A 13,229-nucleotide genomic window follows, 5' to 3' on the forward strand; every position below is an offset into this window, starting at 1 on the left:
GTAAGGGAGGAAGAGAAATGAAAGATCGAAAAGGCAGTGAGGAAAAAGCAGAAGTGAGGAAGCAATTTGGTACGAATGCTGAGAAATACGTAGCGAGTGAGTCCCATGCTAAGGGGGAAGATCTCCCGCAGCTAGTTCAGTGGATTCAGCCTAAGACAGATTGGGTCGCACTTGATATTGCAACAGGGGGAGGGCATGTGGCCAAATCTCTTGCTCCGCACGTAAGAGAAGTGTTTGCAACGGATTTAACAAAAGCAATGCTGGAAAATACAGCAAATCATCTTAAGAAATCAATCTCAAATATTACCTACGTGGTAGCCGATGCAGAAGATCTGCCGTTTTTAGAGGGAACATTCGACCTTGTAACCTGCAGAATTGCCCCGCACCACTTTCCTAATCCTAATCAATACATTGCAGAAGCTGCCAGAGTCTTAAAGCCAGGCGGTTTATTTCTCATGATTGATAATGTAGCACCTGAAGAGGATGAGTTAGCAGAGTATCTTAATACCTTTGAAAAGTTACGAGATGTAAGTCATGTTGCTAGTTTGAGTGTATCAAAATGGAAAGAGTATTTAGCTCGTGAGGGGATGGTTGAAGTCCGAAGTCAATTAAAGAAGAAGACGTATAAATTTCCTGCTTGGGTAGAGAGGACAGCTCAAGACTCTGATCAGATTAAGCGAGTGCATCACTATATAACGACTGCTTCGAAAGAAATAAAAGAATATTTCCAAGTTGAAACGGCGGCAGGCGAAGTGAAATCTGTAACTATTGATGAATGGATGACTTTGCATCAAAAAGGTGGAATGGAAAATGAGTAAGCAGGTAAAGAAGACCCCGAAAATAAAAAAACCTGATCTCCCGCCACGTCTTGAAGAATTAGATTGGGACGCAAGCCTTTTAGAGGACGAAGAGAGAATAGAGAATGGGTTAATAAAGGATCAAGTAATTGAAGGGATAAAAGAAGAGAGGCTGTCTTTTAAGAAACTGCGCTTTGAAGGGGTGACCTTTGAGTCCTGTTCGTTTCGGCAGGTTGAATTAGTAGATGTAGAATTTTATAAGTGTGACCTCTCAAATGTTGATCTTAGTGATAGCATTATTCACCATGTTGAATGGAGGGATTGTAAATTATTAGGGATGAATATATCGGGTAGTACAATTCGGCATACAACATTCAAAGGATGTCAAGCGGATTACTCTGCTTTTGGATTTGCCAATTGTAAATGGGTGGCCTTTGAACATACATTATTAAATCGAGCAGATTTCTATGAAGCGGTGTTTAAGCATACCTCTTTTGCTCATTGCAAGATGGACCAAGCAAATCTTTCAGGACCAAGCCTCCAAGGTGTAGATCTTAGTACTTGCTCGTTTGATAACCTCACAGTTTCAATTGATCAATTAGAAGGCTGCATCATATCGCCCGAGCAAGCAATTGGTTTTGCGAAAATTTTAGGTCTTATCATAAAGGAACATTAATTAAACGTTTGTTTAACTACAGCAGTTTATATAAGTAGTATTCATTAACTGGCTCTCCGTTAATGATTAGAGAGTGAACTTTCTCTCCCTCAAGAACAAACCCCATTTTACGGTAGAGATCAAATGCCGGCTTATTATGCTTAATGACAGTTAATTCAAGCCGGCTTATTTGATGGTCGGCAGCCCAGGTGAAAAGGGAATCAAACAATGCCGAGGCAATACCCATCCCGCGGAAGGATGCTGATACACCGAGGGTAATATAGGCACGGTGCCGTATTCTTTCTAAACCTCCGGCCTGGACGGTGAGGTATCCCGCCAGTTGTCGCTCAGCTTCTGCTACAAAGAGAGCGGATTGAGGCTTTGATAAGTGATGAATCATCGACTTAACCGGCTCAATACTACCTCTTCTCTCCCCGGGGTTATAAAGCATCATCTCTGATGCATCTAATTCTTTAAATAATTTAAGCAGTGCTGGTGCATCTTCTTCTGTTACATAACGTATCTTCATCTGCATGTCCCTCCCTTTGTATTTCTATCATACTTTTTATCTCAGGCAATAAAAACCTATTTTTACCTATTGAGCAGAACCCCTGTCACTGACCTATAGGTGAGTGCATATGGTAAAGGGAAGAGTGAACAGTTTAATAGGGAGTGAATCAATGTGAATCCAAATGAATTTCAAGATATGAGGAGACCTATGGGAGGACGACCTGGCTGGGGCGGCCGGCCAGGTTGGGGAGGAAGAAGACCTTACTGGGGTTGGGGTCCTGGATTTGGCGGCGGTGCATTTGCTGGCGGAGTTCTAGGCGGACTTCTTGGCAGTGCGTTGTATCAGCCGTATGGATATGGACCGTATCAATATCCAATCTACTATAACCCATACTTGCCTTATGGGTATTACTACTAAGTATTGTAAAGAGCTGCCATGCAGCTCTTTTTATCGTTATCCAGTGGTTTCAAATCCGACTTTTATAGGTATAACAAAATGATAAACCATATTGATAAAACAAATGTAGGGACCTAATAGACCTAGAGATGATATGATGAATATAAGATAAGTCTATTAAATGAATTCCTTAATATAGCTGTCTGTTTTCTACTGAAAAAATCTTAATTCATTTATTAATAGAATTGTAAATAAATAATAATTGAACGGAGGAAGCTGCATGCAGGAACTAGTCGCTAAAATAGATGGAATGATTGAAAATATTGAACGGGTCGTAGTTGGAAAAAGAAAAGAAATTGAATTAAGTTTAGTCGCTTTATTTGCTGGTGGACATGTTTTGCTAGAAGATGTCCCTGGAGTTGGGAAAACCGTTATGGTTAAAGCCATCGCCAGATCGCTTGGAGCGGATTTTAAACGAATTCAATTTACACCGGACCTTTTGCCTTCTGATGTAACAGGAGTTTCTATTTATAATCAACAAACTCAACAATTTGAATTTAGAGCAGGTCCGATTATGGCAAATATTGTCCTGGCTGATGAAATTAATCGAACGTCTCCAAAAACCCAAGCTGCTCTCTTAGAGTCTCTAGAGGAGGGGAGTGTGACTGTAGATGGAGATACTCTTAGTCTTCCATCACCATTCTTTGTCATGGCCACACAAAATCCAGTAGAATACGCGGGAACCTATCCTTTACCAGAAGCACAATTAGACCGCTTTTTATTAAAGATCGAACTAGGTTATCCTACAGCTGAAGAAGAGCTTGAAGTATTACGGAGAGTGGAGTTTGGTCACCCTGTTGATGCAGTTGAAGCAGTAATGTCTATAGAAGACGTACTAGATATCCAAAAGAGGACGGCTGGTATTTTAGTAGATGAACAGGTGAAAGGCTATATTATCAGTTTAGTACAAGCTACACGAAAGCATGCAGCTGTTGAACTTGGCGTAAGTCCTCGTGGAGCGATCGCTTTAATGAAGGCCGCACAAGCTTATGCGTTACTGAAAGGCCGTGATTTTGTTCTTCCTGATGATGTCAAACATTTAGCGGAATGGACGATGTCACACCGAATGATCTTAAGTCCCGAGGCTAAGATGTCAAATGTAGAGGTTAAATCAATTGTCAATGAGATCCTTGGGCAAGTAAGAGTACCTGTAACAGGTGACAAGGTGGCGACACTGTGATTGAGCGAATGTTTAGAGCGCTAGGGACCATTACAAAGCTTATTATTCTTCTGCTTATCGTTGCCGGAACGTATGCCTATGCGATGTTTCAAGGGGGATTTGTTAGTTGGTTTCTGTTTTACAGCGTTGTAACGTTGATTGGGTTAACGGTACTTGTTGGCCTATTTAATTTAAAAGGGTTTAAAGTAGAGAGGAAATTGTCTTCTGCTGTTCTTTATTCAGGAGACTCTATTGAAGTGGAGGTCATCTTAAAGAAAAGTCGTTTCCAGCCTTTTTTCTATGTAAGGGTTCGAGATATTGTCCCAAACAATATCGGAAGCCAGACTTCATATAGCGCACTCTTTTTCTTTTCCTTTTCAAATGAGCTTCGGTTTACTTACAAGATTAAAGGTGTAAAACGCGGTGAGCATACATTAACAAAAACGGAACTGTCGTTTGGTGACCTTTTTGGCCTATTTGAAAAGAAGTTTAAAGTTGAATCTGAATCCACCTTTATCGTTTACCCTGCTTTTAAGGTGTTAAATAGTTTGCCAAGGGCCGACCATTCTCAAATTGAAGAAGGAACTAGACCTGATCAATCTCTTGAAGAAGAGCGTTCTTTAGCAGGGGTACGCAGCTATACACCAGGTGACCGTTTGACAAGCATTAATTGGAAGCAGTCAGCCCGAGTTTCGCAATTAATGACTAAAGAGTTTGAAACGTTCCGTAATGACGGGGCGGTTGTTCTATTTGAACCATATATGAGACAGCCATCTAGTGAACCGTTTGAGAAGACCGTTGAACTTTCTGCATCGCTTATTGCTACTGTAGTAAAGGGTACTAATGCTTCTTTCTCCATACGTTCAGTAAATTGGCAGTCGTATGAAATGACGCAAGCGAATCTTCCTCTTGCACTAAAGCTGCTCGCTAAAGTTGAGCCTGAAAAGTCTGGACCGCCTCCTATCCATAAAATCTATCGTGAGTGGAGAGGGAAAAACGTCTATGTCGTGTCAGCTGAACTTTCTGCAGAGCTAATCGCAGCATTAACTGTCATGAAGGAACAGAAGATCTCACCTCATGTTGTTTTATATACAGAAGACCTAAGGGATCAAGTGATGACACAGAAGCTTAAACAAAAAGGAATTAAGGTTCATGTTTTACCTATTGGTGGTGTGAAGCGATGAAGTTAATTATGCAAAAAAAGCAAATAGATACAGGTCGTGATCTCTTATTATATGCGATGAGTTTTATTCTGCTGCTAGAGTGGTTATGGCCGCTGCCCCATATTACAAACACAGGCTTTATTCATATCTTTATTATGATTACGGCCATTTATTTTGTAGTGACCTTCTTACAGCTGCCAGTCTATATTTCCTTGCCAGTGAAAGGGATCGTGACCGCATATGGATTATTTCTCGTTTTTTTTGAAGGTCCGCTATTTACAACAGAGTGGATCAAGCTTATTCTTGCTGATTTTTGGCTTAATGGCGGTTATATGATTTCGGGGCAGTGGTATGCCTTAACAGATCTTTTTCGCAGTTTTCTCTTCTTTTTGTTGTTAGCGATTATGAGTTACCTGCTTTTTTATTGGACTATTTATGCAAGGCGAGGGTTGTTTTTCCTCGTTTTTACAGTTGTTTATATTACCGTAATCGATACCTTCACGATGTATGATGCAACCTATGCGATTATGAGAACGTTTATAGTTGGCTTTTTGCTGTTAGGCCTTCTAGCTATTTATCGAATGATGGAGAAAGAAACGTTTAACCATGTCCCATCCTTTCTGCCGCTTAAGATCGGACTCTTACTCGTTGCTCTTATTACAAGCGCAAGTATTTTAGGTTTTCTCTCACCAAAGCCCGAACCGCAGTGGGATGACCCGATCCCATATGTTCGTGCCGCCGTAGGGCTTGAAGACCCAGTCGCAGAGGGTGGGGAAGGCGAGCAGCGAATCGGTTATGGAGATAATGACGAGCAGCTTGGCGGAGGGTTTGTCCAAGATGATTCGCCGTTATTTTATGCCACGCTGGAAGAAAAACAGTATTGGAGAGGAGAAACGAAAGATTTCTACACGGGAAGAGGCTGGGAGACAACAACTCCTGAACAGCCTGCAGAAGAACCCGTCTTAGAAGATCTTCAATCCGAGGGAGCGACGTTTTTTAAACGAGATACGGAAGTTTTCTTTAACGGGGAAGCCGCCAGAAGGTACCCGCATTTGTTCTATCCGGGCACATTGCTTACCTACTCAAATGTAAGTGATGCTGAGCTTTTGAAGGATCAATATACAGAGCGTGCAGCAACATTTCGTAATGGTGCGCCAGTTGAACTGTCGACCTATTCAATTGAATATGCGCATCCAGAATATGATATTGAAGGTTTAAGAAATGCTAGTGAAAATATAAATGATGACATTGACTATTACTATACCCAGCTGCCGGAAGACATACCTGATCGAGTGCGTGAGTTAGCTGTGGAACTAACAGAAGACCAAACCAACCAATATGACCGTACCAAAGCGATTGAACAATATTTCCAGAGCCCGGATTTCACCTATGAAACAGAGGATGTGCCGGTTCCTGATGAAGGACAAGACTATGTCGATCAATTTTTATTTGAAACTCAAAGAGGCTACTGTGATAACTTTTCAACGTCAATGGTTGTCATGCTTCGTTCAATTGACATTCCTGCCAGATGGGTGAAGGGATTTACTCAAGGGGAAATGGTGGATACATTAGATGACGGACTCGAACTGTATGAAGTGACAAATGGAAATGCGCATTCGTGGGTTGAAGTGTATTTTCCTGAAGTGGGCTGGGTTCCTTTTGAGCCAACTAGAGGGTTCGATTCTGCCTATGAATTCAATGAACCTGAAGTAGAGGGAAATGAAGAGACAGATTTAGCAGAAGAGAATGAACAAGAAGAGCAGGATATAGAAGATGTGTTTGCAGAACTTGAAGATGCTGAGGAGTCAGAGGCTGCTTCAAGTGCGAACGAAACAGCAGGTCCGAGTGTTTCTTCAAATGCACTTCTGGCATTATTCTTTTTACTCATTTTGGCGATCGTGATGTTGATTTATCATAAAAAGATTGCACGCATAGTAGTTTTAACGCAGTTTAAGCATAAGTCAAATTACGAAGGAGTCTTTGAGAGAGCTTACGGAAGACTCTTGTGGCTTCTTGGGTACATTGGATATAAACGCCAAGACGGGGAGACCCTAAGGGAGTATGCGAAGCGAATAGATGCTTCGTTTGGAGGCGATGATATGCTTAGGTTAACAGAGGAATACGAGCGTATCTATTATGGCCGAAAAAAGAGTAGTGAAAGTTGGGAACATTACAAAAAACACTGGATTCGCTTACTTCAGCAAATCAATTCTTGACCAGTGTATAGCTCATTGATAAAATGAATCCGTGCTAAAAATGTGAATAGAGATTGAACCTTCGTATATCCTTAGGAATATGGCCTAAGAGTCTCTACCGGATTGCCGTAAATAATCTGACTATGAAGGCAGAATTAGTATAGCTAGAATTCTGCCTTTGTACGTTTCTTTTGGACGAGCAGGTGAATTCTGGCTTTTTGTATATTGGGGGTTTCTCAGAATCTTACTAGATAAAGGGTGGATAACATGAATGAATTAAATCAAGAAATGGTCGTTGTACTCGATTTTGGCGGTCAGTACAATCAATTGATTACACGTCGTATTCGTGATCTTGGCGTATACAGTGAGCTTCACTCTAACAAGCTGACAGCTGAAGAAATTAAAGAAATGAACCCCAAAGGGATTATTTTCTCTGGCGGACCTAACAGTGCGTATGTAGAAGGTGCGCCGCAAGTGGATCCTGCTATTTTTGATTTAGGCATTCCGATCTTCGGGATTTGCTACGGTATGCAATTAATGACTCATCACTTTGGCGGTAAAGTAGAGGCTGCTAACCACCGTGAGTATGGTAAAGCATTAATTAACATTGAGAACCAATCGGATATTTTTAAAGGTCTTCCTATTGAGCAATCTGTATGGATGAGTCATGGTGATCTAATTGTAGCACCTCCAGAAGGCTTCGTAGTCGATGCATTTAATCCTTCGTGTCCGGTAGCTGCGATGAGTAATGCTGAGCGTGGTTTCTATGGCGTGCAGTTCCACCCTGAAGTTCGTCATTCACAATTCGGTAATGAAATGCTTAAGAACTTTGTATTTGAAGTGTGTAAATGCCACGGCGAATGGTCAATGGAGAATTTCATTGAAATTGAAATGGAGAAAATTAGAGCGCAAGTCGGAAATAAAAAAGTATTATGTGCATTAAGCGGCGGGGTTGATTCTTCAGTTGTTGCGGTACTAATCCACAAAGCAATTGGCGATCAACTAACGTGTATGTTTATTGACCATGGTCTTCTTCGTAAAGATGAAGCAGAAGGTGTTATGAAAACATTCAGTGAAGGCTTCAATATGAATGTGATTAAAATTGATGCGCAAGAGCGTTTCCTATCTAAGCTTAAAGGTGTATCTGACCCTGAACAAAAGCGCAAAATTATTGGAAATGAATTTATTTATGTATTTGAAGAAGAAACAAGCCAATTAACGGACATGGACTTCTTAGCGCAAGGGACACTTTACACTGATATTATTGAAAGTGGGACAGATACAGCACAAACGATTAAGTCTCACCATAATGTAGGCGGACTTCCTGAAGATATGAAGTTCACATTAATTGAGCCTTTAAATACTTTATTTAAAGATGAAGTACGTGAGCTTGGTTCTGAGCTTGGTATTCCAGATGAGATTGTTTGGCGTCAGCCGTTCCCAGGTCCGGGTCTTGGAATCCGTGTTCTAGGAGAAATCACAGAAGAGAAGCTTGAAATCGTTCGTGAATCAGATGCGATTTTACGTGAAGAAATTAAAAAAGCTGGGCTTGATCGTGAGATTTGGCAGTACTTCACGGCACTTCCTGATATGAGAAGTGTTGGTGTAATGGGTGATGCTCGCACGTATGATTACACAGTAGGCATCCGCGCAGTTACTTCTATTGATGGGATGACTTCAGATTGGGCTCGTATCCCGTGGGATGTACTAGAACTTATTTCAACTCGTATTGTAAATGAAGTAAAGAATGTTAACCGTGTAGTGTATGACGTTACTTCTAAGCCGCCGGCAACGATTGAGTGGGAATAAACGAACGATATTAACTGGAAATAAATTAATGTTCGGAAATAGCATTGACAAAATTCGACCTGATTGATAGACTTCTTTATAGAAATAAAAGATGTCATTTCGTATAACTGCAGGAATAGGGCCTGCGAGTCTCTACCAAGCTACCGTAAATAGCTTGACTACGAAAAATCAGGTACTCTTCATTTGAATTGAGGGGTCATGAATTTTTTAGTAGTTAAGCTTTGGGTAGATGATACTCAAAGCTTTTTTATTTATGCGATATGACGATCACATTTGATATGGGGGAAGAGAAATGGATCGTTTTTTTAAGTTCAAAGAAAGTGGAACAACTTACAGACGAGAAACAGTGGCCGGGGTTACGACATTCCTCGCTATGGCTTACATCTTATTTGTAAATCCGCTTATCTTAGCTGATACAGGAATGGATATGGGAGCTGTCTTTACTGCTACTGCACTGGCCGCGGCACTTGGTACATTAATAATGGGTGTGGTGGCCAACTACCCGATTGCCCTTGCTCCGGGGATGGGGCTTAATGCTTTCTTCGCTTATTCCGTAGTTCTCGGAATGGGGATTGACTGGCAAGTTGCGTTATTCGGTGTTTTCATGTCTGGTATTATTTTTATCTTTATTACGGTTTTTCGTATTCGTGAGTTAATCATTAACGCGATCCCAGCAGAACTAAAATATGCAGCAGCTGCGGGTATCGGATTATTTATTGCTTTTATTGGATTGAAAAATGCTGGAATTGTTGTTCCTTATGAAGCAACAGCGGTAACGCTTGGTGATATGATGGCAGGTCCGACATTGCTTGCTGTATTCGGTCTTGTAATTACGGTGATCTTTATGGTTCGAGGGTTTAAAGGCGGCATTTTTTATGGAATGATTATTACATCGTTAGCTGGAATTGCAACTGGAATTATTGGAATGCCAGAACAAATTGTGGGGTCAGTTCCTAGCTTAGCGCCAACATTCGGCCAAGCATTTGCAATTGACTGGTCATCGGTTTTCACAATTCAACTTCTTGTTGTTATTTTAACATTCTTATTTGTAGATTTCTTTGATACAGCAGGTACATTATATGCTGTAGCGAACCAAGCTGGTTTTGTAAAAGATAATAAACTGCCTCGTGCAAGTAAGGCGTTATTAGCAGATTCAAGTGCAACATCTATCGGAGCAATCCTTGGTACATCAACAACTACGGCTTATATCGAATCTTCTTCAGGTGTTGCAGCAGGAGGACGTACAGGATTTACATCAGTTGTCACTGCAGGGTTATTCTTAATCGCGTTGTTCTTCTCACCGTTACTTGCGGTGGTAACAGAGCAAGTAACAGCGCCTGCATTAATCATTGTCGGTGTGCTGATGGCTTCCTCATTAGGATTAATTGATTGGAAAAAGTTTGAGATTGCTGTGCCGGCATTCTTAACGGTCGTGACCATGCCTTTAACATACAGTATTGCAACGGGAATTGCGTTAGGCTTTATCATGTATCCAATTACGATGCTGTTTAAAGGGCGCGGCAAAGAAGTACACCCGATCATGTACGGACTATTCTTTGTCTTCATTGCTTATTTCATGTTCCTAACAGAATAGAAAGCGAAAAGAAGGCCAAGTCGATTGACTTGGCCTTTTTTTTGTAGTTAACTAAGCCGTGTTTTAAATTGACTGACGCTCTCCATTAAACGAACGCTTTGTTGTTTCATATTCACAGAGTCTTTTTGAATTATGGTGGATAGCGCTGTAGTTTGATTGGCAATGGTCCCGATATCCTTCATCATCTGTACGACATACTTTATTTCCTCTTGCTGTCGAATTCGGTTCTCACCAATCTGTGAAGTATCTTTACTAATACGGTCCAATTTAAAAACGAACGAGCTTGTTTCCTGATTTATTGTATGGATTTCCCCGTTAATCCTATCGAAGTGAGTAGGCAAGGGGTCTAATTGTTTTACTAACCTTTGGAAGTGGTCCATAAAATGTATGAGTTCTTCCTTGCCCGATTTGACGATGCCTGCATTCTCATTTAAAATGCTTGATATTTCGGTTGCTGCCATTTGAGATTGGTCTGCGAGTTTCCGTATCTCTTCCGCTACAACTGAGAAACCTAGGCCGTGTTCTCCTGCTCTAGCTGCCTCAATCCTAGCGTTTAAGGATAAAAGGTTGATTTTTTCTGCAATCGAAGTAATCGATTGAATAATTGTGTTGATCTTTGTAGAAAACTGAGTGATTTGGTTCATTTGTTCTTGCATCGTCTGAACGGAATGATTCGTATGTTTGGTGGATGATGTAACATCTACGATCGATTCAGTCATATTTTTTATGTCATTATGAATATCCTCAAATTTATTGCCTAGTATCTCCATCGTTCCAAAGGATTCTTGAATCGTTGCAATAACCTGCTCGTCTAAAACGGCTTCATTTTCTAATTGTTCTTTTGTGTTATCTATATAGATAGCTGATTTATTAATGAATTCCTGTTGTTTAATAGAGTGAGCTTCTAACTCATTGGTTAAATTTATTAATTGCTCCGATGTATCGGATACAAAGTGCGATTCACCTTTGACTTCTTCGACCAACGTATTGAGTTTAGATAAAAGCCGGTTAAAAGATTGGTGCAGCTCAGCATTTTCTTCACTTGGATGTACTGGAAGTGTTTTTGTTAAATCCCCTTTAGATGCAGCGATTTCTTCCATGGCTAATATAGAATCAATCATAGCAATTCGCTCTCCGTGTTCTGATACGTTAAGTCCTGCAGTTTCATCTTCAGTACTTACTCGTAGAGGGTAGAGTTTGTTTACAGACCAGAATAATAGATATCCAATTCCAAAAGCCCATATAAAAGCTATACCCGCGCCAAGTAATTGGATGCTGAGTTGGGAAATGCGGCTGCCAAGAGTAAGTAATTCAGGGTTTGCAAATAGAGCTACAGCCATTGTTCCCCAAACACCTGCTACACCATGAACAGCGATTGCACCAATGGCATCATCTACTTTGAATGTATGATCAATGAGGTAATGACTGATTACGACAATGAAGCCTCCGATAGCTCCAATAAAGATTGCACTTGAGGGGGATATCACATTGGCAGATGCTGTTATGGAAACTAATCCTCCTAATATGCCGTTTAATGTACTCTCCACATGGGCTCGTCGATAAATGAAGTAAGCGATAAATAAAGCAGTACACCCTCCGGAAACTGCACCGAGCTGTGTATTCAGCGCTATTAAAGCAACATCTGCATTGGCAAGCAGGGTAGATCCGGCATTAAAACCAAACCATCCAAGCCAGAGAAGGAAGACCCCTAAGGTAGCCAATACACTATTACTGCCTGAAAAGGAAGTGGATTGACCGTCTTTTGAATATTTTCCTATCCGAGGCCCGACAACAATTGCGGCAGCTAAAGCGACCCAAGCGCCAATAGAATGAACGACGGTAGATCCTGCAAAATCCATAAATCCAAGGCTCTCTAACCAGCCCTCTTGGTCATTCAACCACAAACTGCCCCAAGCCCAGTGGCCAAACAGAGGATAGATGATGAGAACGATAATGATGGTGCCTATAATATAACCAGAAAATTTAACCCGTTCTGCAATGGCACCTGAGACGATGGTAGCTGCGGTTCCTGCAAAAACAATTTGAAAAAGTAAAATCGCCCAATCCCAGGGATCGTCTCCTAAGCCATCAAAAAAGAATGCATTGGTACCGAGTACTCCAAAAAGGCTCTCTCCAAACATAATAGGAAAGCCGATAAGACTGAATAGTAAGGTAGCAACCATAATATCAACTAAATTTTTCATGGCTACATTAATAGAATTCTTAGCTCTTGTCATTCCTGCTTCCAGGCAAGTGAAGCCAGCTTGCATAATGAAGACAAGGACAGTTGCCATTAGGATCCAAATAAAATTCAAGTGAGTCTGAATGTCTCCCATAGTCGTTCCTCCACTCTAATTTTCTATCTATTTTGACAACTACTCTACCATTGTAATAGGAGATTAGACGTATACTTCGTTAGAAAATATTACAGGGTTTTTAATGAAGAGCATGGTTAAGTGAGCGCTAGTAGCTAGCTTGTTAAGCCTTGGATATAGAATAAACAGCAGAAATACGACAAATCTCAATTTTTTTTGATATTTCTATTGACGCTTGTCGAAAAGGCTGGTAAAGTAGTCTCTGTTGCCAACGAAAGACAAACGGCAGCAAAAACATTTTAAAAAAAGTTGTTGACTTTCAAATCTTGATTTGATAAGATAATAAAGTCGCTAACAACGACAAACAAAAAAGTTCTTTGAAAACTGAACAAAAGCCAAGCGAAATAGAGATACATGATATCTCGTCAATTATTAGCAGAGATGAACTTCGATTAAGTTCGCAACGTCCTGTTGCAACATCGAAGCCAACACATCCTGTGTAAGTGAGCTTAATCAAACACTTTTATGGAGAGTTTGATCCTGGCTCAGGACGAACGCTGGCGGCGTGCCTAATA

General features: G+C 40.8%; 10 protein-coding genes and 2 riboswitches. Of the genes, 8 read left to right on the forward strand and 2 right to left on the reverse strand.

Features of this window, described 5'->3' with window-relative positions; translation table 11 throughout:
* Positions 1 to 17 precede the first annotated feature (17 nt).
* Positions 18 to 818, forward strand: coding sequence for a class I SAM-dependent methyltransferase (locus A33I_RS16685; protein WP_022629478.1), 801 nt, complete (start codon positions 18 to 20; stop codon positions 816 to 818).
* Positions 811 to 1,473 carry a pentapeptide repeat-containing protein gene (locus tag A33I_RS16690; RefSeq protein WP_022629479.1) on the forward strand — a complete coding sequence of 221 codons (663 nt, stop codon included), beginning with the start codon at positions 811 to 813 and terminating at the stop codon, positions 1,471 to 1,473. Before A33I_RS16685 ends, A33I_RS16690 begins: the two co-directional genes overlap by 8 nt.
* A 16-nt stretch (positions 1,474 to 1,489) precedes the next feature.
* Here the strand turns inward: A33I_RS16690 and A33I_RS16695 are convergent, their stop codons facing one another.
* Complete coding sequence (locus tag A33I_RS16695) at positions 1,490 to 1,981, reverse strand: GNAT family N-acetyltransferase (RefSeq protein WP_022629480.1); 492 nt, start codon at positions 1,979 to 1,981, stop codon at positions 1,490 to 1,492.
* Positions 1,982 to 2,170: 189 nt separating this feature from the next.
* Between A33I_RS16695 and A33I_RS16700 the strand changes: the two genes are divergently transcribed.
* The 6 genes from A33I_RS16700 (at position 2,171) to A33I_RS16725 (ending at position 10,339) form a co-directional block, all read left to right on the forward strand.
* The gene (locus A33I_RS16700) at positions 2,171 to 2,380 is read left to right on the forward strand and encodes a hypothetical protein (RefSeq protein WP_420796763.1); all 210 of its coding nucleotides are present in this window, start codon (positions 2,171 to 2,173) and stop codon (positions 2,378 to 2,380) included.
* A gap of 259 nt (positions 2,381 to 2,639) precedes the next feature.
* On the forward strand, positions 2,640 to 3,599 hold the full coding sequence (locus A33I_RS16705; RefSeq protein ID WP_012957337.1) for an AAA family ATPase: 960 nt from the start codon (positions 2,640 to 2,642) through the stop codon (positions 3,597 to 3,599).
* Positions 3,596 to 4,762: a DUF58 domain-containing protein gene (locus A33I_RS16710; protein ID WP_022629482.1), complete on the forward strand. Its 1,167-nt coding sequence runs from the start codon at positions 3,596 to 3,598 to the stop codon at positions 4,760 to 4,762. The genes A33I_RS16705 and A33I_RS16710 overlap by 4 nt, the downstream gene beginning before the upstream one ends.
* Positions 4,759 to 6,957, forward strand: a complete 2,199-nt coding sequence (locus tag A33I_RS16715; protein WP_022629483.1) for a transglutaminase TgpA family protein — start codon at positions 4,759 to 4,761, stop codon at positions 6,955 to 6,957. Before A33I_RS16710 ends, A33I_RS16715 begins: the two co-directional genes overlap by 4 nt.
* Before the next feature lie 41 nt (positions 6,958 to 6,998).
* Positions 6,999 to 7,100, forward strand: a riboswitch (purine riboswitch).
* A gap of 103 nt (positions 7,101 to 7,203) precedes the next feature.
* Positions 7,204 to 8,745: a glutamine-hydrolyzing GMP synthase gene (gene guaA, locus A33I_RS16720; RefSeq protein ID WP_012957340.1), complete on the forward strand. Its 1,542-nt coding sequence runs from the start codon at positions 7,204 to 7,206 to the stop codon at positions 8,743 to 8,745.
* A gap of 79 nt (positions 8,746 to 8,824) precedes the next feature.
* A riboswitch (purine riboswitch) is annotated at positions 8,825 to 8,926 on the forward strand.
* 111 nt (positions 8,927 to 9,037) lie between these two features.
* On the forward strand, positions 9,038 to 10,339 hold the full coding sequence (locus tag A33I_RS16725) for an NCS2 family permease (protein ID WP_022629484.1): 1,302 nt from the start codon (positions 9,038 to 9,040) through the stop codon (positions 10,337 to 10,339).
* Between the two features lie 47 nt (positions 10,340 to 10,386).
* Here the strand turns inward: A33I_RS16725 and amt are convergent, their stop codons facing one another.
* Positions 10,387 to 12,675: an ammonium transporter gene (amt, locus tag A33I_RS16730; RefSeq protein ID WP_022629485.1), complete on the reverse strand. Its 2,289-nt coding sequence runs from the start codon at positions 12,673 to 12,675 to the stop codon at positions 10,387 to 10,389.
* Positions 12,676 to 13,229: the final 554 nt, after the last annotated feature.

Origin of the sequence: Alkalihalophilus marmarensis DSM 21297, assembly GCF_000474275.2 — a bacterium.
GTDB classification, from domain to species: Bacteria; Bacillota; Bacilli; order Bacillales; family Bacillaceae_D; genus Alkalihalophilus; species Alkalihalophilus marmarensis.

What these genes read in the sequence shown, in the direction of transcription:
- A33I_RS16685 (WP_022629478.1), top strand. Translation starts at nt 18, where the DNA reads ATGAAAGATCGAAAAGGCAGTGAGGAAAAAGCAGAAGTGAGGAAGCAA.
- A33I_RS16690 (WP_022629479.1), top strand. Translation starts at nt 811, where the DNA reads ATGAGTAAGCAGGTAAAGAAGACCCCGAAAATAAAAAAACCTGATCTC.
- A33I_RS16695 (WP_022629480.1), bottom strand. Translation starts at nt 1,981, where the DNA reads ATGAAGATACGTTATGTAACAGAAGAAGATGCACCAGCACTGCTTAAA.
- A33I_RS16700 (WP_420796763.1), top strand. Translation starts at nt 2,171, where the DNA reads ATGGGAGGACGACCTGGCTGGGGCGGCCGGCCAGGTTGGGGAGGAAGA.
- A33I_RS16705 (WP_012957337.1), top strand. Translation starts at nt 2,640, where the DNA reads ATGCAGGAACTAGTCGCTAAAATAGATGGAATGATTGAAAATATTGAA.
- A33I_RS16715 (WP_022629483.1), top strand. Translation starts at nt 4,759, where the DNA reads ATGAAGTTAATTATGCAAAAAAAGCAAATAGATACAGGTCGTGATCTC.
- guaA (WP_012957340.1), top strand. Translation starts at nt 7,204, where the DNA reads ATGAATGAATTAAATCAAGAAATGGTCGTTGTACTCGATTTTGGCGGT.
- A33I_RS16725 (WP_022629484.1), top strand. Translation starts at nt 9,038, where the DNA reads ATGGATCGTTTTTTTAAGTTCAAAGAAAGTGGAACAACTTACAGACGA.
- amt (WP_022629485.1), bottom strand. Translation starts at nt 12,675, where the DNA reads ATGGGAGACATTCAGACTCACTTGAATTTTATTTGGATCCTAATGGCA.